Raw genomic sequence first — 17,418 nt, 5'->3', positions numbered from 1 at the left:
AATGGCTATTTGTCCGGTTTCACAAAGGTCTACTGTGCGTCGCCTGTTTTTGAGTTTGTTGCTGATCGTGGGCGTATGCGCGGCAGCGGCCGGATGGTGGCTGTACCAGCCCTTGTCCCTGTCCAGCGCTACGCTGGATCTGTCCATCGAGCCCGGCACCAGTCCACGCGGCGTAGCCCAGGCTGCGGTCGATGCGGGCGTGCAAACCCCTGCCGTGCTGCTCTTTACCTGGTTCCGCGTGTCGGGTCAGGCCCGCCAGATCAAGGCCGGCAGCTATGAAATCACTAGCGGCACCACGCCCCTGGAGCTGCTATCCAAGCTGGTACGCGGCGACGAAGCCATGCGCGCCGTCACCCTGGTAGAGGGCTGGAACTTTCGCCAGGTGCGAACGGCCTTGTCACGGGCCGACCAGCTCAAGCCCGATAGCGCTGCCTTGAGCGACGAGGCCGTAATGGCCGCACTAGACCGGCCCGGCGTGGCGCCTGAGGGCCGGTTCTTTCCCGATACCTATACCTATTCCAAGGGCAGCAGCGATCTGGCTGTGCTGAAACGTGCGCTGCATGCCATGGACAAAAAGCTGGAAGCCGCCTGGGCCCAGCGCCAACCCTCCACCCAGGCGCATACGCCGGACGAGGCCCTGATCCTGGCCAGCATCGTCGAGAAAGAAACCGGCCAGCCGGGCGACCGCCCTATGGTGTCCGGCGTATTCAACAACCGGCTACGCATAGGCATGCCGCTGCAGACCGACCCCTCTGTCATCTATGGACTGGGAGCCGGGTTTGACGGCAATTTGCGCAAACGCGACCTGCAGACAGACGGCCCCTACAACACCTATCTGCGCGCGGGCTTGCCACCCACGCCCATCGCCATGCCGGGCAAGCAGGCTCTGCTGGCGGCAGTGCAGCCGGCCCCCACGGCAGCTTTGTACTTTGTGGCACGGGGCGACGGCAGCAGCCAGTTCAGCGCCACGCTGGAAGAGCACAATCGCGCCGTGAACAAATACATCAGACAAAAATGATGCTCACCCCCAGGCTACGCAATTCGTGTCTTCGCCCACCCCCTTGCAGGGGGCGATACCAGCGGCCCGGCAAAGCCGGCTCCGCGGTATCTCTGGAAGCAGGCGGTAAGAGCTGGCATGTGTTTTATAGAAGGCTCTGGATGTCAGGGGTAATTGGTTAATGAAAGCAGGAATTTTCATCAGCATCGAAGGCATAGACGGTGCGGGCAAATCCAGCCATATCGAGGCTCTGGCCGCAGCTTTCAGGGCGCAGGGCAGGGCGGTCACGCTGACGCGCGAGCCTGGCGGTACGCCCTTGGCCGAAAAGCTGCGCGCCATGGTCTTGAACGACAGCATGGACCCGCTGACCGAAGCCCTGCTGGTCTTCGCCGCGCGGCGCGACCATCTGCAGCAGGTGATAGAGCCGGCGCTGGCGCGTGGCGACGTGCTGGTCTGCGACCGCTTTACCGACGCCACCTTTGCCTACCAGGGCGGTGGGCGCGGCTTTCGGCTTGATGTGCTATCACAATTAGAGCGCTTCGTGCAGACAGTATCTGCGCCAGAGGCCGATTTCATTCGCAATCCTGATCTAACCTTGTGGTTTGAGCTGGCGCCCGAAATCGCCGCCGAGCGGCTGGCCAGTGCCCGTGTGCCCGACCGTTTCGAGTCCCTGCCCACCGAATTCTTCCGTCGCGTGTCCGACGGTTATGCGCGCCGCGCCGAGGATTCACCCGCCCGCTTCGCTCGCATCGATGCGGCGCTGCCACGGGAGGCCGTTTGGCAACAGGTGCATGCGGTGCTGGTGCAACGCGGCTACCTGAAGGCCCTGGCATGAGTGAAGCCCTGGTCCCCCCGTGGGTGGCGCAGCAGCGCAGTACCTTGCTGGCCCAACGTGGCCACGCCTGGCTGCTGCAAGGGCCGTCCGGCCTGGGCCAGTACCGGCTGGCGCTGGAACTGGTGCGCGCCTGGCTGTGCGACACGCCGGGTGCACAGGGCGCTTGCGGACAATGCGCCAGCTGCCACGCCATCGATGTGCATGGCCATGCCGACCTGTGCCTGCTGATGCCCGAGGCCATGATGCTGGAATTGGGCTGGCCGCTGAGCGAAAAGGCCCAGTCCGAGATCGACAACAAGTCGCGCAAACCCAGCAAGGAAATCCGCGTCGATGCCATGCGCGACGCGGTGGAGTTCTCGCAGCGCACCAGCGCCCGTGGCCGCGGCAAGGCCGTGCTGGTCTATCCGGCCGAGCGCATGAACCACATCACCGCCAATGCGCTACTCAAAACCCTGGAAGAACCGCCGGGTGACGTGAAGTTCGTGCTGGCCACGGGCGCCGCCCACCAACTGCTGCCCACCATCCGCAGCCGCTGCATGGGTCACAACATGGTCTGGCCCGATACGGTCGAGTCCACAACCTGGCTACAGGCCCAGGGCGTACCCGCGGCCGACGCGCCTGTGCTGCTGGCCGCCGCCGGTGGCCGCCCCGAAGATGCGCTGCAATGGGCCCAGGCTGGCCGTACAGCACAGAGCTGGTCGGCCCTGCCGCGCGCTGTGGCCCAGGGTGTGCTGACCACGTTTGCCGACTGGGGGCCGGCCCAGGTGGTGGACGCGCTGCAAAAGCTTTGCCACGACCTGCTGCTGGTACGCGTAGGTGCTGCGCCGCGTTTTTTTGCCGCCAAGGATCTGCCATCAGCACCGTCCGGCAAGCTGCTAACCCAGTGGGCCAAGGACCTGAACGCCACCGCCCGCGTGGTGGAGCACCCGTTCAATGCGGGGCTGCTGCTGGAGTCTTTGGTGGGCCGGGCCCAAAACGTCCTAAACTCGCGTCTTTAACGCTATCCATGGTGCTTGCCAATGAGCAGTAACAACGCCTCGCCCCGTCCCAGCGTCATCCAGCTTGCCATCAAGGAAAAGGGTGCGCTGTATGCCGCCTTCATCCCGATGTTCACCCAGGGCGGGCTGTTCGTGCCGACCACGCGGGAATACCAGTTGGGTGACGATGTGTACGTGCTGTTGTCCCTGCCCGATGACCCGCAGCGCCACCCCATCGCCGGGCGCGTGGCCTGGGTTACACCACCGCGCGCAGCCGGCAACCGTACCCAGGGCGTGGGCATTCAGTTCCCCAAGGACGAAAAAGCCCGCTTGCTCAAGCTCAAGATCGAAGAGATCCTGGGTGCCCACCTGGGCTCGGATCGGCCTACGCAGACTATTTAAGCCCCGCCGTTCCACCGCCTTCACCGCAACCACCGCCCCTCTGGCGGTCGCCATGTTTACCGATTCCCATTGCCACCTCAGCATGCCCGACCTGGTCGCGCAGCTCCCCGCCATCCGTACCGCTATGGCCGCCGCGCGTGTAGACCGCGCCCTGTGCATCTGCACCACGCTGGAAGAGTTTCCCGACGTGCATGCCCTGGCCACCGGCTATGACAACTTCTGGTCCACCGTCGGCGTGCATCCTGACAACGACGATGTGCAGGAGCCTACGCTGGACGACCTGGTTCAGCGCGCTGCGCTGCCACGTGTGGTGGCTATAGGCGAAACCGGGCTGGACTACTACCGCCTGGGCGAGCGCACCGTAGCCGATATGGAGTGGCAGCGCGAGCGCTTCCGCACCCATATCCGCGCCGCACGCCAGGCCGCCAAGCCGCTGGTGATTCACACCCGTAGCGCCTCGGATGACACCCTGGCCATCCTACGGGAGGAGGGTGAAGACGGCTCGGCCGGTGCGGCTGGCGGCGTATTCCACTGCTTTACCGAGACCGACATGGTGGCCCGCGCCGCGCTGGACCTGGGCTTCTACATTTCCTTCTCGGGCATCCTGACCTTCAAGACGGCGCAGGACATACGCGATGTGGCGGCCCTGGTGCCCATGGACCGCATCCTGATCGAGACCGACAGCCCGTATCTGGCGCCCGTGCCCTTCCGTGGCAAAACCAACAACCCCTCGTACGTGCCTTATGTGGCGCAGCAGATCGCGCAGATCAAGAACATCCCGGTGGAAGAAGTAGCGCAAGCTACCAGCGCCAATTTTGACCGACTGTTCAGCGGGGTTTTGGCATGATGCAATACTTTAAGAAGCTGGCCTATCTATTTGTTTTTATAGGGTTTAGTGTTGCAAACGCGGGCTCTTTTGAAGACTTTTTCACCGCCATCAAGCGTGACAATGCCAGCGACGTCCGGGCGCTGCTGCAGCGCGGATTTGATGGCAATACCAGCAACGAGCAAGGCCTGTCCGGCCTGTTCCTGGCCATCAAGAGCGAGTCCTACAAGGCGGCTGACGCTTTGCTGGATTGGCCCCAGATCGCAGCCGAAACCCGCAACCCCAAGGACGAAAGCGCGCTGATGATCGCCGCGCTGGCCGGCGAGCTGGACCTGTGCAAGAAGCTGATCGACAAGGGCGCGGACGTCAACAAGGTCGGCTGGGCGCCCTTGCACTACGCCGCCACGCGCGGCCAGGTGGCCGTGATGCGCCTGCTGCTGGACAACGACGCCTATATCGACGCCGCGTCACCCAACGGCACGACGCCGCTGATGATGGCCGCGCGCTACGGTAGCACCGACGCCGTGCGCCTGCTGCTGGACGAAGGTGCCGACCCGTTGCTGAAGAACCAACAACAGCTCAGCGCCATCGATTTCGCCCAGTTGGGCGTCCGCCCGGACGCGGTGGCCGCGATCTCGGCCGCCGTGCGGGCGAAACAGCCCAAAGGGGCCTGGTAAGACTCTTCAGATCAGGGCGCTACACGCTCAATCGACACCACCGTTAGCGCGCCGTTCACGTCCTCGGCGGTGAACTGCACGCGGTCGCCGGCCTTCACCTTGTCCAGCAGGGCTGGATCCTTCACCTTGAACACCATGCTCATGGCCGGCATGTCGAGGTTTTTGATTTCGCCATGTTTCAGCGTGATCTTCTGGGCGGACAGGTCCACCTTGCGGACCTCGCCATCCACTAGGGGCAGGGCGGCCTGGGCCAGCACGCCAGCACTGAAGACGGCGGATGCGAGAGCGGTAAAGAGTCGGGAAGTGTTGCGCATGAAAATTCCTTTCAGGTTTGGTGTGGTGGTTATTGGGCAGCGACGGTGATTTTTCCGGTCATGCCGGCCTGGTAATGGCCGGCGATCAGGCAGGCGAAGTCGAAGCTGCCGACTCGGTTGAAGGTCCAGACCAGGGTGCCGGTCTGGCCCGCGCCCACATGGGCCATGTGGGGCTCGTCATGTTCCATATTGGGAAACTTGGCCATCATGGCGGCGTGTGCGTCCAGGTCCTTCTTGGTGCCGATGACGATTTCATGCTGCATGGCGCCGCTGTTCTGGATGACGAACTTCACCGTGTCACCTTTTTTCACGCTGATCTGGTTGGGCTCGAAACGCATGGCGTCGGTCATGCTGAGCGTGACGGTGCGCGTCACGGCCTGGGCATCGCCGGCAACGCCCCAAGCTTTTTGCTCTTTTTTCATTGCAGCCATTTGGCTGTTATGGGCTTCGTCGCCGTGGGCCCAACTGGCCGTACAAGACAGGGCGATGAGGGCGGCGATCAGGCTAGGGTAGGGTGTGCGCATAGGTTTTTTCAGTGCTGGGTGGTTTAAGGAAAATAGGGCTCTGGCGCAGGTAGTACCTGCGGGAGTAGCTATGGTTTTAATAGTGAACATGGGACTCAATGGTTTTCATGGCCGCTGCCGGGCTTGCGGACCTGCATGGCATCACCGGGCGGTATCGGGGCGGGGCGCGTCGGCTCGGCCAGGGCGCCGGTCCATTCGAATGCCTGGCTGGCGTGGGGCTGGGTGTACCAGCCGGGGTCGGCGTAGCTGCCCGGCTTTTGGTCTTTGCGCACCTTCAGCGTGGTGAACATGCCGCCCATTTCCAGCGGACCGTAGGGGCCGGTGCCGGTCATCATGGGCAGGGTCTGGTCGGGGATGGGCATTTGCATCTCGCCCATGTCGGCCATGCCGCGCTCGCCCATCAGCATGTAGTCGGGCACCAGTTTCTGGATTTTTTGCACCAGGCCCCGGTGGTCCACGCCGATCATATTGGGCACGTTGTGGCCCATGGGGTTCATGGTGTGGTGGCTTTTGTGGCAATGCAGGGCCCAGTCGCCTTCCTCGTCAGCCACGAATTCCAGCTGGCGCATCTGGCCCACGGCGATGTCGGTCGTTACCTCGGGCCAACGGGCGCTGACTGGCACTGGGCCACCATCGGTGCCGGTGACCACGAACTCGTGGCCGTGCAGATGAATGGGGTGGTTGGTCATGGTCAGGTTGCCCACGCGGATGCGAACCTTGTCGCCCAGGCGCACGTTCAGGCTGTCTATGCCGGGGAAGGCGCGGCTGTTCCAGGTCCACAGGTTCTGGTCCAGCATGGTGTTGGGCCGGGGCGTGGTGCTGCCGGGGGCGATGTCGTAGGCGTTCAGCAGAAAGCAGAAGTCGCGCTGCACGTTGCTGATCAGCGGGTGGCTGGCCTTGGGGTGCGTGACCCAGAAGCCCATCATGCCCATGGCCATCTGCACCATTTCATCCGCATGCGGGTGGTACATGAAGGTGCCGGGCCGGCGCGCCACAAATTCGTAGACAAAGGTTTTGCCGACCGGTATCTGCGGCTGGGTCAGTCCGCCCACGCCATCCATGCCATTGGGTAGGCGCTGGCCATGCCAGTGGATGGTGGTGTGTTCGGGCAGGCGGTTGGTGACGAAGATGCGCACCTTGTCACCTTCCACCACCTCAATGGTCGGGCCGGGCGACTGGCCGTTGTAGCCCCATAGCGTGGCGTTCATGCCGGGGGCGATTTCACGCACCACCGGCTCGGCCACCAGGTGGAATTCCTTCACTCCGGCGTTCATGCGCCAGGGGCAGGTCCAGCCATTCAGGGTGACCACCGGGTTGTAGGGTTGGCCGGTGCTGGGCTGCAGCGGCGGCGCGGTAACGGGCGTGGTGGTGATCACCGGCACGGGTAGCGCGGCCAAAGCAACCCGGCTGACGCTGGCAGCCGCCACGGCAGAGAAGGCCGTGCCACCAAAAAAAGTTCTACGGTCCATATCAATGTCCTTGCGATGTGAGGGCCTCGGCGCTGGCGCCGGAGGCAGAAGACGCTAACGCGCCAGGCGAGGTGCCGCTGAGGGTGGTCTGCAGATCGGCCTCGGCCAGCCAGAAGTCGCGCTGGGCTTCCAGGGCGTTGTTGACGGCCAGAACCTGCTGGCGGGTATCGGCCAACAGCTCCCACACGCTGGCCAGCATGCCGCTGTAGCGCAACACCAGCTCTTCATGGATTAGCTGACGCAGCGGCACCACTTGGTCGCGGTAGTGCACGGCCAGGTCGTAGGTGCTGCGGTAGCCAAAATAGGCTTCGCGTGCCTCCGAGCGGGCCTGCACCGCTGCCTGGCGCACCCGTGCCGTGGACTGCCGGTACACGGCCTGGGCCCGGGCGTTGCGCGCACCGCCCCAGTCGAACAAGGGCAAGGGCAGTTCCAGCTCCCAGCCACGCTTGGCGGTTTTCTCGCCGCTGGCGTTGTTGAAGCTGGTGTTACGGGTGGCCGTCAGGGTCAGGCCATCCAGATAGCCCTCGACCCGTTGGAAACCGGCTTGCTGCGCGACAAAGTCCGACTCGGCAATGGCGGAGCGCACATCCAGGCGCTCGCGCAGCGCGCGGGCCTCAATGTCGTCCATCTCGGTCGCAGCTTTCGGGAGATCGGGCAGGCGCTCGGCCAGGCTAAAGCTGGCTTGCATGCCCCACAGGCCGAGCAGGCGGGTGAGCTTTTCACGTTCGCTGAAGGCCTTTTGCTCGGCACGGGCCAGTTGGGCCGTGGCATCGGACAGGAAGACCTGTTCGCGGGCCTGCTCCAGGCGGCTCCAGTTGCCGGTGCGGGCCATGCGCCGGGCCAGTTCGGCACCGGTTTCGGCTGCCTCTTTGACATCGCGTAGATAGCGGGCACTTTGCTGGGCGGCCACGGCGTTGATCCAGGCCTTGCGGGTGTCGGCCGCAAGGCGCACAACGTCTTGCGCGGCCTGCAGCTTGGCCAGTTCATGTTGCTGGCCCTGCCACTGGGCGCGCCAGGGCAGGGTCAGCAGGCCCAGCACATTGAAGCTCAGCATGCGCTCGATCTCGCGGCTATCGCCCTCTGTGAAGCGGCCGATGGCGAAGTGCGGGTTGGGCAGACGCCCCATCTGTACCCGGTCGGCATCGCTCACGCCCAGCGTGGCCAGCGACTCTTGCAGCCTGGGGTTATTGAGCAGGGCGATGCGCACCGCTGCTTCGGCCTGCAATGGCTGCGCCAGCAGCTCGGCGACGGCGGTATTTGATGCCTGCGGGTCCTGGCTGAGTAGCACGGGCGCGCCAGTGGTCTTACCCTGGGCCAGCTTTTGCACGTCAGCCAGGCCACCATCGGGTGAGAGCGAGGCGCAGCCGGCCAGGGTCAGCAGGGCCAGGGCCGTGCTGATAGGTTTGAGCTTAGCGATTCGCATACGGCTACCGCTTGGATGCATTGGACTGCGTGGTCGGGCGCTGGGCCTGCTCCCACTTCAAGACATCCGCGTGGCCCCGGCGGAACTGGCCGACCTGGGCGTTGGCCTCCTTCCAGTCGCTGGCCTGCATTTCCATGCCGGCAGGGGTACTGGCAAAGACCGAGCGGTAGGCCACGGGCGGCACGGTAATACTGGGGTCAGCCGCCGATGGCAGCTGGGCAAAGACGGGCGTGCACAACAGCGTGCCCGCCACGAAAGACATTTTTTTCACAGAATTCTCCTGAACAACACGAGCGAGGTGGCCGGCAGGCCACCGTTATCCGCCCCGCACAAGCGCCATCAGGCGCAGTACAGACGGACTACGGCTAGGGAGTTCAGGAAATGGGTGGTTTCAGCGCTAGTGCGGCGGCGGCGCTGGCGTACGGCGTGCCGCCCGCATGGGGCCGTACATGGGGTGTCCACGCCAGCGCCGAGACTGGTATGGACGCCGCCGTTGCCACGGAGTGGCAGACCTGGCACAGGCTGCAGCTGCCATCGCCGCAGTGGGGCGCCGCATCGGGTTCGGGCTGACTGGAATGGCCGGCGCAATCCATGTGTTCGGCTGGCATATCCTCATCAAAAACAGCGCTGGCGCTGGTAATAGCTGCGCCAGTAGCTATATTTTGCATAGCGGCTGGGTGGGGCTTCAGCATTTCCAAAGCCATGGCATCACCCACCCAGGCACGCAAGGGCAGCGAGACGATGAGCAGAAACCAAAGCCAATAACGCATGCCCTGAATGATACGGCGCGCGCGCTGAAGTTCCCCCATTGCCTCAGATCAGGCTAGTTTGAACACAGCCACGGCTTGCACCAGGCCGTCAGCCTGGGTCTTGAGCCCGCTGGCGGCGGCGGCCATTTCTTCGACCAGGGCCGCGTTCTGCTGGGTGGCCTGGTCCATTTGGGTGACGGCTTCACCGACCTGTGACACGCCGACTGACTGTTCGTTGCTGGCCCGGCTGATTTCGCCCATGATGTCGGTGACCTTGCGAATGGCACCCACTACTTCGGTCATGGTGCTACCGGCCTGGTCTACCAGGCTGGTGCCCCGGGCTACCCGCTCCACACTGTCGTTGATGAGAAACTTGATCTCCTTGGCCGCGTTGGCGCTGCGTCCGGCCAGGCTGCGCACCTCGCTGGCCACCACGGCAAAGCCGCGACCTTGCTCGCCCGCGCGGGCGGCTTCCACGGCAGCATTCAAGGCCAGGATATTGGTCTGGAAGGCAATGCCGTCGATCACGCTGATGATGTCGGAAATCTTGGTCGAGCTGTCATGTATGCCCTTCATGGTTTCCACCACCTGGCCTACTACCTGACCGCCTTGCACGGCCACGGTGGATGCGTTCTGGGCCAACTGGTTGGCTTGCTGGGCGTTGCTGGCATTCTGTTTGACGGTGGAGCCCAGTTCCTCCATGGACGCGGCGGTTTGTTCCAGCGCGCTGACCTGGTTTTCTGTGCGCGCGCTCAGGTCGTGATTGCCCTGAGAGATTTCTGCGCTGGCCGTGGCCACACTTTCGGCATTGCTTTTAACGCTGTGCACGATGCCCGCAAAATTGGCTTGCATGTGCGCCATGGACTTGAGCAGCTGTATGGTTTCTTCGTTGCCTGCAGGCTGCACCGCGACCGACAAATCCCCCTTTGATAGCTGGTCGGCGATGTGCATGGCGTGGGCCATGGGTTGCGCCAGGTATTTGGCCAGCCAGAGCGCCGCCACCACCAGCACGGCGCTGGCCAGGGCCAGGGCCAGACCAATTTGCACCAGGGACTGGTTGGCCTGGTCCTGCGCTTCCTGGTTCATGTCGTGGCCACTTTTCTCGATGGCGTCGGACTGTTCGGCCATCTGCTTTTCCAGGTCGGCAAAGGCTTTCTGGAAGGCCGGCACGGCGGCTTGTGCGGCTGCCAGGTCGGTGGATGCCTGGCCCAGTACTACGGCGGCAGAGTCGGTGTAGCTCTTCACCATCGGCAAGGTCTTATCGACGACAGCCTTGACCTCGGGCGATATGGGCAGACCTTGCAGCGTTTTCAGCGCATCGTTAAATATTTTGGCGTGCTCGGACAAACCTTTTTTGGCTTCGTCAATCTGGCCTTCGTCCTTGCTGGTCGCTCCCAGCAGGGCCAGCAGCACATCGCCGCGCACGGCGTCGTGCATCATGTCCGCCTCCTGGCTGCTTTGCAGTGCAACCCCCATGCCGATGGAGCCATTGATGGCCGTGGTCAGACGTTTGGCATTGAGCAAACCGATGCCTCCCACCAGTCCGGCCATGAGAACACCGACCAAGCCCAGAGAAAGAATTTGGTTGCGCAATTTCATGGTGAGCTTTCGTTACAGAGTGCCAGGCCCATGCTAACGAACATCCTGGGCGGAAGCCAGCGGCTTTTACCAGGGGGTAGACGGCGATAGCGGCGATAGCGCCGCCCGCACGCGCCTAGCGCTGGCGCGACTTCATTGCGCGCTCCACCTCGCGCTTGCCTTCGCGGTCCTTGATGGTGTCGCGCTTGTCATGCTCGGCCTTGCCCTTGGCCAGCGCGATTTCGCATTTGATCTTGCCGCCTTTCCAATGCAGGTTTAGCGGCACCAGCGTGTAGCCCTTTTGTTCGGTCTTGACGATCAGCTTCTTGATCTGCTCTTTGTGCAGCAGCAGCTTCTTGGTGCGCACCTTGTCCGGGCTGATGTGGGTGGAGGCCGAATTCAAGGGGTGGATCTGGCAGCCGATGATGAAGAGTTCGCCATTGCGCACCACGACATAGCCGTCGGTCAGTTGCACCTTGCCTTCACGCAGCGACTTGACCTCCCACCCCTCAAGCACCAGCCCGCATTCAATGCGCTCCTCAAAGAAGTAGTTGAAAGCGGCCTTTTTATTGTCGGCAATGCGGGTGTTGGTATCGGGTTTTTTGGCCATGGGGTACAAGTCGGAAAGCGTGCGGTGCAGGTTTTACAATTCCGCGCAGCCTTCCATTCTATGAAAAACGTCCATAAGTCCGTCCTGATCTGGTACAGCGCCGAGGAAATGTTCAAGCTTGTCACCCAAGTTGAGCTGTATCCGCAGTTTTTACCCTGGTGCGACCACGCCTCTGTGCTGGCCCAGGATGAGAACGGCATGACCGCCGAAGTGGGTATTGCTTTCAGCGGCCTGCATCAGAAGTTCACCACCCAGAACACCCATGTGCCGGGGCGCCGGGTGGGTATGAAGCTCGTCAAAGGCCCATTCTCCAACTTGGACGGCGACTGGCAATTCACCCCCGTGGGCGACGGCCAGCAACGCGCCTGCCGCGTGGACCTGCAGCTGAACTACGGTTTTGACAGCGTGGCCTTGTCGGCCCTGGTGGGGCCCGTGTTTGATCGCATCGCAGGCAGTCTGGTGGATGCCTTTGTCAAACGCGCCGAGCAGGTGTACGGGTGAACATCAACATCACGCTGGTGTATTCGTCGGCGCCGCGGGAGGTTTTCGAACGCTCGTTGTTGTTGCCGCAGGGCTCCAGCCTGGAAGATGCCGTGCGAGCCAGCGATGTACTGACACGGTTTCCCGACATCAATCTCTCCGAGGCAGCGCTGGGTGTTTGGGGTCGCAAGGCGCAACTGAAGCTGGTACTGGAAGACGGCGACCGGGTGGAAATTTACCGTCCCCTGACAGCAGACCCTATGGAAGCGCGGCGCACCCGCTTCAAGCGTCAGGGCGCGCGTACCACCGGTTTGTTTGCCCAGAAGCGAGCCGGGGCTAAATCGGGCTATTAAGCTAGGTCTACAGCTTTATTTGCAGTCGGCGTTGATTACGTCCTGGATGCGCTGCGATTCGGCATTGCGCGCAGCGTCGTCCAAAATTTCCCGTTCACCTTTTTCATTTACGCGCGCAATGCGTATGCCGGAATCGTATTGAATCTTGGATTGGCGGGCGCGGGTGCAGTTCTCTGCCTTGGCCGCGGCATTTTTATCCGCTTCGGCCTTGCGCTTGGCGGCCTCCGCGTCTTCTGCCTGCTTCTTTTTCTCTTCCAAGGCCTTGTCCACGCCACTGATCTTGGGGGCGGATGCGGCAGAAGCCGGTACCTCCGGCGCTGCGGCCTTGATCTTCAGAGTGCCGCCTGGCTGCTTCAAAATATTTTTGGCGGGAATGTCGGGTGGTGGCGGGCGGTCACTAAAAACCTTGCTTCCGGTGTTATCCATCCACTGCCATTGCGCAAAAGCCGCCAACGACAGCCCACATCCCAAAGCGACTACGAGCATTTTGTGCAATTTCATGCCGCTAGTTTAGCGGCCGCATGCCTGCAAGGGTATGAATGCTTTGGCCCTACAGCTTCTCCGAGCGCTGCTGTTGCGCAAAAAATACCCCTGCTGCGGGCTAGTACAATACGACTTTTGGAGCTTTGATATGCGCCTGCTAGGAAAAGCGCTCACTTTCGACGATGTGTTGTTGGTGCCAGCGTTCTCCCAAGTCCTGCCCAAGGACACGTCTCTTGCCACCCGTCTATCCCGCAACATTACCCTGAACCTGCCCCTGGTGTCTGCCGCCATGGACACGGTGACCGAAGCCCGTCTGGCTATTGCCATGGCACAAGAGGGCGGCATGGGTATCGTGCACAAAAACTTCACCCCCAAGCAGCAAGCCGCTGAAGTGCTGAAGGTCAAGCGCTACGAGTCCGGCGTGCTGCGTGATCCTGTCATCATCACCCCGAGCCACACCGTGCGCCAGGTGATCGATATGTCGGCACAGCTGGGCATTTCGGGCTTTCCGGTCTGCGATGGCGGCAAGGTGGTCGGCATCGTCACCAGCCGCGATTTGCGTTTTGAAACCCGCTACGACGTGCCAGTCAGCCAGATCATGACGCCACGCGAAAAGCTGGTCACCGTGACGGAAGGCGCCTCCTTGGCCGAAGCCAAGGCATTGCTGAACAAGTCCAAGCTGGAACGCCTGCTGGTGGTCAACGATGCATTCGAGCTCAAGGGCCTGATCACCGTCAAGGACATCACCAAGCAGACCAGCTTCCCCAATGCCGCACGTGATGCCCGAGGCCAGTTGCGCGTAGGCGCTGCGGTTGGCGTGGGTGACGGCACCGAAGAGCGTGTTGAAGCCCTGGTTCGTGCCGGCGTGGACGCGATCGTGGTAGACACCGCCCACGGCCACAGTAAGGGCGTGATTGACCGCGTGCGTTGGATCAAGCAAAACTACCCACAAATCGACGTGATCGGCGGCAACATCGCCACCGGCGCGGCGGCTCTGGCGCTGGCCGAAGCCGGCGCCGATGCAGTCAAGGTTGGCATTGGCCCCGGCAGCATTTGCACCACCCGTATCGTGGCGGGTGTGGGTGTGCCACAAATCATGGCTATCGACAACGTGGCGACCGCCTTGCAAGGCTCCGGCGTACCGCTGATTGCCGACGGTGGCATCCGCTACAGCGGCGACATCGCCAAAGCCATTGCGGCAGGCGCTAGCACCGTGATGATGGGCGGCATGTTCGCCGGCACCGAAGAGGCTCCGGGTGAGGTGGTGCTGTTTCAAGGCCGCAGCTACAAGAGCTACCGTGGCATGGGCAGCATTGGCGCCATGCAGCAAGGTAGTGCCGACCGCTACTTCCAGGAAGTCAGCACGGGTAACCCGAACGCCGACAAGCTGGTACCCGAAGGCATCGAAGGTCGCGTGCCCTATAAGGGCTCTATGGTGTCCATCATTTTCCAAATGGCCGGCGGTATCCGCGCCAGCATGGGATATTGCGGCTGCGCCACTATCGACGACATGAAGAACAAGGCCGAGTTCGTGGAAATCACCTCTGCCGGCATTCGCGAAAGCCATGTCCATGATGTGCAGATCACCAAGGAAGCCCCGAACTACCGTTCGGAATAAGGCATACGGTAAGTAACCCCATCCGGGCAGCCCACGCGCTGCCCGTTTTTGATTTTGACCTCACGTCCGTTCATGTCTACGCACCAAAAAATCCTTATCCTCGACTTCGGCTCCCAAGTCACCCAACTCATCGCCCGCCGTGTACGCGAAGCCCATGTGTTCTGTGAAGTCCATCCCTGCGATGTGACAGACGAGTGGATTCGCAATTACGCCGCAGACGGCAATCTGAAGGGCGTCATCCTGTCCGGCAGCCACGCCAGCGTGACCGAAGACACCACTGACCGCGCGCCCCAGGTAGTGTTCGAACTGGGTCTGCCAGTGCTGGGCATCTGCTACGGCATGCAAACCATGGCCCAGCAGCTGGGTGGCAAGGTGGAAACCGGCCATACCCGCGAATTCGGCTTTGCGGCCGTGCGCGCCCGCGGCCATACCGCTTTGTTGAAAGACATTGCCGACTTCACCACGCCCGAAGGCGAGGGCATGCTGAACGTCTGGATGAGCCACGGCGACAAGGTGACCGAGCTACCACCCGGCTTCAAGCTAATGGCCAGCACCGACGGCTGCCCGATCGCCGGCATGGCCGACGAAGCCCGTAACTTCTATGCCGTGCAGTTCCACCCCGAAGTCACGCACACCGTGCAAGGCCAGGCGCTGCTGAACCGCTTTGTGCTGGGCATCTGCGCCACCAAGCCCGATTGGGTGATGGGCGACTACATCAGCGAAGCCGTAGCGCACATCCGCGAGCAGGTGGGTGACGAAGAAGTGATCCTGGGTCTGTCCGGCGGCGTCGATTCGTCGGTGGCCGCGGCCCTGATCCACCGCGCCATCGGCGACCAGCTGACCTGCGTGTTCGTCGACCACGGCCTGCTGCGCCTGAACGAAGGCGATATGGTGATGGACATGTTCGTCGGCAAGCTGCACGCCAAGGTCATCCGCGCCGATGCTTCCGACCTGTTCCTGGGCAAACTGGCCGGTGTGAGCGACCCCGAAGCCAAGCGCAAGATCATCGGCGGCGAGTTCGTCACCGTATTCAAACAAGAGGCCGCCAAGCTGAAAGGCGAGGGCGCCAAGGGCGCTAAATGGCTGGCCCAGGGCACGATTTACCCCGACGTGATCGAGTCCGGCGGCGCCAAGAGCAAAAAAGCCGTCACCATCAAGAGCCACCACAACGTTGGCGGCCTGCCCGAGCAGTTGGGTCTGAAGTTGCTGGAACCGCTGCGCGAGCTGTTTAAAGACGAGGTACGCGAACTTGGCGTGGCCCTGGGCCTGCCATACAACATGGTGTACCGCCACCCGTTTCCCGGCCCCGGCCTGGGTGTGCGGATCCTGGGCGAAGTCAAGAAGGAATACGCCGACCTGCTGCGCCGTGCCGACGCGATCTTTATCGAAGAGTTGCACAACTTCAAGGACGAAGCTACGGGCAAAACCTGGTACCAACTGACCAGCCAGGCCTTTACCGTGTTTCTGCCGGTGAAGAGCGTGGGCGTGATGGGCGACGGCCGTACCTACGACTATGTGGTGGCCCTGCGCGCCGTGCAAACCAGCGACTTCATGACCGCCGATTGGGCCGAGCTGCCCTATGCGTTGCTGAAGAAGGTGTCTGGCCGCATCATCAACGAAGTGCGTGGCATCAACCGCGTGACCTACGACGTATCGAGCAAGCCGCCAGCCACCATCGAGTGGGAATAAGGCTGATCCATCGGACCTGAACCATGCGCACTATTTTTAGCCTCCTGGGTTTGCTGCTGGTAGTGCTTGTGCTGGGTCTGCTGGCCAAGAAGCAGCTGGCACCTGCGGTGCAAACGCCGCAGGCCGCCGCCTCGGCGCAAAACATGCCTCAGCAGGTCAAACAGGCGGTGGATGCAGCCTTGCAGCAGCCGCGCATGCTGCCCGATGAAAAACCTTGATGTTTTTGGCAGTTGGCGCAGGTTTTATCTGTGGCAGTTGCTACTTAATTCATAGCAAACATGGCCTTGAGTGACGCCGATGCAATGCGGCTGGCCCTGGCTGAAGCAGGTCTGGCCGCGGCTGCTGGTGAGGTGCCTGTCGGCGCCGTGGTCGTGAAAGATGGCAAGGTGATTGCCAGCGGGCGCAATGCGCCCGTGGATAGTCATGACCCCACAGCCCATGCCGAAATCGTCGCCCTGCGTGCAGCAGCCCAGGCGTTGGGCAATTACCGGCTGGACGGCTGCGAGATGTTCGTCACCCTGGAGCCCTGCACCATGTGCAGTGGCGCCATGCTGCACGCACGGCTGCAACGCGTGGTGTTTGGCGCAGCCGACCCTAAGACCGGTGCGGCCGGATCGGTGCTGAACGTATTCGCCCAGTCCCAGCTGAACCACCAGACCCAGGTGCACGGCGGCATGCTGGCTGAAGAATGCGCCGCACTGCTGCAAGACTTTTTTCAGCAGCGGCGGGCAGCGCAACGCCAGGCGCGCCACGTACTACGTGAAGATGCTTTGCGCACGCCAAAAGCCCAGTTTGCCGGCTTGGCCGATTTTTCATGGGCCACGCAGTACATCAGCGATCTGCCTGCGCTCGCGGGCTTGCGCATGGCCTACGTTGACGAGGGCCCGCACGCTGCGGGTCTCAGCTATGTTTGCCTGCACAGCGCCTCCGGTTGGGGGTACCAGTACCGGCAGATGCTGTCGCCATTGCTGGCGGCGGGACAGCGCGTGCTGGTGCCTGACCTGGTCGGGTTTGGCCGCAGCGACAAACCCAAGAAAGAGACTTTACACAGTCTGGACTGGCATTGCCGCATCCTGCGGGAATGGGTGCAGCACCTGGCGCTGCACCGCGTAGTGCTGGTTTTACAAGCGGGTGACCCGTTGGGCCAGGCCTTGCTGACAAAGATGCCCGAGGTTTTTCAAGGCTTGTTGGTGTTGCAGCCGGCCTCCGCGCATATGGCAGACGATGCCCCTTTTCCTGATCCCGGGCATCGTGCAGCTCCGCGTGCATGGGCCCGCTGGGCAGCGGAGCAGGGCACTCAAGCTGTGCCCGGCACATGGCATGGGCAGACGCTTCAACTGGCTTGCCCACCGGGACTGCAAGCGGCGCAGCAGGCCGCCACCTATTTCAATCCTGCCTGATCGGCCAATGGGAT

General features: G+C 62.5%; 21 protein-coding genes. 12 read left to right on the top strand and 9 right to left on the bottom strand.

The features are described from left to right. Positions 1-34: 34 nt before the first annotated feature. The 6 genes from mltG to AC07O2_RS23205 all read left to right on the top strand — a co-directional run bounded on the left by mltG (position 35) and on the right by AC07O2_RS23205 (position 4,714). Positions 35-1,018 carry an endolytic transglycosylase MltG gene (gene mltG, locus AC07O2_RS23230; protein WP_495096690.1) on the top strand — a complete coding sequence of 328 codons (984 nt, stop codon included), beginning with the start codon at positions 35-37 and terminating at the stop codon, positions 1,016-1,018. Positions 1,019-1,178: 160 nt separating this feature from the next. Next, positions 1,179-1,832 (top strand): dTMP kinase, encoded by a 654-nt coding sequence (gene tmk, locus AC07O2_RS23225; RefSeq protein ID WP_495096689.1) that lies wholly within the window; start codon positions 1,179-1,181, stop codon positions 1,830-1,832. After that, positions 1,829-2,830, top strand: a complete 1,002-nt coding sequence (locus AC07O2_RS23220; RefSeq protein ID WP_495096688.1) for a DNA polymerase III delta subunit-related protein — start codon at positions 1,829-1,831, stop codon at positions 2,828-2,830. Before tmk ends, AC07O2_RS23220 begins: the two co-directional genes overlap by 4 nt. 21 nt (positions 2,831-2,851) lie before the next feature. Continuing rightward, complete coding sequence (locus AC07O2_RS23215; RefSeq protein ID WP_495096687.1) at positions 2,852-3,211, top strand: PilZ domain-containing protein; 360 nt, start codon at positions 2,852-2,854, stop codon at positions 3,209-3,211. A 52-nt stretch (positions 3,212-3,263) separates the two neighbouring features. Beyond that, positions 3,264-4,058 carry a TatD family hydrolase gene (locus AC07O2_RS23210; protein WP_495096686.1) on the top strand — a complete coding sequence of 265 codons (795 nt, stop codon included), beginning with the start codon at positions 3,264-3,266 and terminating at the stop codon, positions 4,056-4,058. Beyond that, positions 4,055-4,714 carry an ankyrin repeat domain-containing protein gene (locus AC07O2_RS23205; protein WP_495096685.1) on the top strand — a complete coding sequence of 220 codons (660 nt, stop codon included), beginning with the start codon at positions 4,055-4,057 and terminating at the stop codon, positions 4,712-4,714. Before AC07O2_RS23210 ends, AC07O2_RS23205 begins: the two co-directional genes overlap by 4 nt. 11 nt (positions 4,715-4,725) lie before the next feature. Here the strand turns inward: AC07O2_RS23205 and AC07O2_RS23200 are convergent, their stop codons facing one another. The 8 genes from AC07O2_RS23200 to smpB all read right to left on the bottom strand — a co-directional run bounded on the left by AC07O2_RS23200 (position 4,726) and on the right by smpB (position 11,381). After that, entirely contained in the window at positions 4,726-5,028 is a 303-nt protein-coding gene (locus AC07O2_RS23200) for a copper-binding protein (protein WP_495096684.1), read from the bottom strand. A 29-nt stretch (positions 5,029-5,057) separates the two neighbouring features. After that, on the bottom strand, positions 5,058-5,552 hold the full coding sequence (locus tag AC07O2_RS23195) for a cupredoxin domain-containing protein (protein WP_495234576.1): 495 nt from the start codon (positions 5,550-5,552) through the stop codon (positions 5,058-5,060). 95 nt (positions 5,553-5,647) lie between these two features. Further along, positions 5,648-7,021: a multicopper oxidase family protein gene (locus AC07O2_RS23190; protein ID WP_495234575.1), complete on the bottom strand. Its 1,374-nt coding sequence runs from the start codon at positions 7,019-7,021 to the stop codon at positions 5,648-5,650. A gap of 1 nt (position 7,022) precedes the next feature. Beyond that, complete coding sequence (locus AC07O2_RS23185) at positions 7,023-8,444, bottom strand: TolC family protein (RefSeq protein ID WP_495234574.1); 1,422 nt, start codon at positions 8,442-8,444, stop codon at positions 7,023-7,025. 4 nt (positions 8,445-8,448) lie between these two features. Continuing rightward, positions 8,449-8,715, bottom strand: a complete 267-nt coding sequence (locus tag AC07O2_RS23180) for a hypothetical protein (RefSeq protein WP_495234573.1) — start codon at positions 8,713-8,715, stop codon at positions 8,449-8,451. A 103-nt stretch (positions 8,716-8,818) separates the two neighbouring features. Next, positions 8,819-9,214: a hypothetical protein gene (locus AC07O2_RS23175; protein ID WP_495234572.1), complete on the bottom strand. Its 396-nt coding sequence runs from the start codon at positions 9,212-9,214 to the stop codon at positions 8,819-8,821. 48 nt (positions 9,215-9,262) lie between these two features. Then, complete coding sequence (locus tag AC07O2_RS23170; RefSeq protein WP_495234571.1) at positions 9,263-10,792, bottom strand: methyl-accepting chemotaxis protein; 1,530 nt, start codon at positions 10,790-10,792, stop codon at positions 9,263-9,265. A gap of 115 nt (positions 10,793-10,907) precedes the next feature. Then, a complete protein-coding gene (smpB, locus tag AC07O2_RS23165) occupies positions 10,908-11,381 on the bottom strand; it encodes an SsrA-binding protein SmpB (RefSeq protein ID WP_490594157.1) in 474 nt (157 codons plus the stop codon). 60 nt (positions 11,382-11,441) lie between these two features. On the opposite strand from smpB, the gene AC07O2_RS23160 reads away from it, so the two are divergent. After that, positions 11,442-11,882, top strand: a complete 441-nt coding sequence (locus tag AC07O2_RS23160) for a type II toxin-antitoxin system RatA family toxin (RefSeq protein ID WP_495096677.1) — start codon at positions 11,442-11,444, stop codon at positions 11,880-11,882. After that, entirely contained in the window at positions 11,879-12,214 is a 336-nt protein-coding gene (locus AC07O2_RS23155) for an RnfH family protein (RefSeq protein WP_495234570.1), read from the top strand. Before AC07O2_RS23160 ends, AC07O2_RS23155 begins: the two co-directional genes overlap by 4 nt. A gap of 15 nt (positions 12,215-12,229) precedes the next feature. Here the strand turns inward: AC07O2_RS23155 and AC07O2_RS23150 are convergent, their stop codons facing one another. Then, complete coding sequence (locus AC07O2_RS23150; protein WP_495096675.1) at positions 12,230-12,715, bottom strand: DUF4124 domain-containing protein; 486 nt, start codon at positions 12,713-12,715, stop codon at positions 12,230-12,232. 130 nt (positions 12,716-12,845) lie between these two features. Here AC07O2_RS23150 and guaB point away from each other — a divergent pair, with 130 nt between their 5' ends. The 4 genes from guaB (at position 12,846) to tadA (ending at position 17,404) form a co-directional block, all read left to right on the top strand. Next, complete coding sequence (gene guaB / locus AC07O2_RS23145) at positions 12,846-14,315, top strand: IMP dehydrogenase (protein ID WP_495096674.1); 1,470 nt, start codon at positions 12,846-12,848, stop codon at positions 14,313-14,315. A 72-nt stretch (positions 14,316-14,387) separates the two neighbouring features. After that, the gene (guaA, locus tag AC07O2_RS23140; RefSeq protein ID WP_495234569.1) at positions 14,388-16,004 is read left to right on the top strand and encodes a glutamine-hydrolyzing GMP synthase; all 1,617 of its coding nucleotides are present in this window, start codon (positions 14,388-14,390) and stop codon (positions 16,002-16,004) included. Positions 16,005-16,027: 23 nt separating this feature from the next. After that, positions 16,028-16,222 (top strand): hypothetical protein, encoded by a 195-nt coding sequence (locus AC07O2_RS23135; protein ID WP_495234568.1) that lies wholly within the window; start codon positions 16,028-16,030, stop codon positions 16,220-16,222. 60 nt (positions 16,223-16,282) lie between these two features. Further along, positions 16,283-17,404 (top strand): tRNA adenosine(34) deaminase TadA, encoded by a 1,122-nt coding sequence (tadA, locus tag AC07O2_RS23130; protein WP_495234567.1) that lies wholly within the window; start codon positions 16,283-16,285, stop codon positions 17,402-17,404. Positions 17,405-17,418: the final 14 nt, after the last annotated feature.

Source organism: Rhodoferax sp. GW821-FHT10B06 (assembly GCF_059415605.1).
Note: the sequence above shows the minus strand (reverse complement) of the source record. Positions and strands in the feature narration are given on the sequence as shown.

Coding starts and splice junctions, on each gene's coding strand:
- tmk (WP_495096689.1), top strand. CDS start 1,179: ATGAAAGCAGGAATTTTCATCAGCATCGAAGGCATAGACGGTGCGGGC.
- AC07O2_RS23220 (WP_495096688.1), top strand. CDS start 1,829: ATGAGTGAAGCCCTGGTCCCCCCGTGGGTGGCGCAGCAGCGCAGTACC.
- AC07O2_RS23215 (WP_495096687.1), top strand. CDS start 2,852: ATGAGCAGTAACAACGCCTCGCCCCGTCCCAGCGTCATCCAGCTTGCC.
- AC07O2_RS23210 (WP_495096686.1), top strand. CDS start 3,264: ATGTTTACCGATTCCCATTGCCACCTCAGCATGCCCGACCTGGTCGCG.
- AC07O2_RS23205 (WP_495096685.1), top strand. CDS start 4,055: ATGATGCAATACTTTAAGAAGCTGGCCTATCTATTTGTTTTTATAGGG.
- AC07O2_RS23200 (WP_495096684.1), bottom strand. CDS start 5,028: ATGCGCAACACTTCCCGACTCTTTACCGCTCTCGCATCCGCCGTCTTC.
- AC07O2_RS23195 (WP_495234576.1), bottom strand. CDS start 5,552: ATGCGCACACCCTACCCTAGCCTGATCGCCGCCCTCATCGCCCTGTCT.
- AC07O2_RS23190 (WP_495234575.1), bottom strand. CDS start 7,021: ATGGACCGTAGAACTTTTTTTGGTGGCACGGCCTTCTCTGCCGTGGCG.
- AC07O2_RS23185 (WP_495234574.1), bottom strand. CDS start 8,444: ATGCGAATCGCTAAGCTCAAACCTATCAGCACGGCCCTGGCCCTGCTG.
- AC07O2_RS23175 (WP_495234572.1), bottom strand. CDS start 9,214: ATGCGTTATTGGCTTTGGTTTCTGCTCATCGTCTCGCTGCCCTTGCGT.
- AC07O2_RS23170 (WP_495234571.1), bottom strand. CDS start 10,792: ATGAAATTGCGCAACCAAATTCTTTCTCTGGGCTTGGTCGGTGTTCTC.
- smpB (WP_490594157.1), bottom strand. CDS start 11,381: ATGGCCAAAAAACCCGATACCAACACCCGCATTGCCGACAATAAAAAG.
- AC07O2_RS23160 (WP_495096677.1), top strand. CDS start 11,442: ATGAAAAACGTCCATAAGTCCGTCCTGATCTGGTACAGCGCCGAGGAA.
- AC07O2_RS23150 (WP_495096675.1), bottom strand. CDS start 12,715: ATGAAATTGCACAAAATGCTCGTAGTCGCTTTGGGATGTGGGCTGTCG.
- guaB (WP_495096674.1), top strand. CDS start 12,846: ATGCGCCTGCTAGGAAAAGCGCTCACTTTCGACGATGTGTTGTTGGTG.
- guaA (WP_495234569.1), top strand. CDS start 14,388: ATGTCTACGCACCAAAAAATCCTTATCCTCGACTTCGGCTCCCAAGTC.
- AC07O2_RS23135 (WP_495234568.1), top strand. CDS start 16,028: ATGCGCACTATTTTTAGCCTCCTGGGTTTGCTGCTGGTAGTGCTTGTG.
- tadA (WP_495234567.1), top strand. CDS start 16,283: ATGGCCTTGAGTGACGCCGATGCAATGCGGCTGGCCCTGGCTGAAGCA.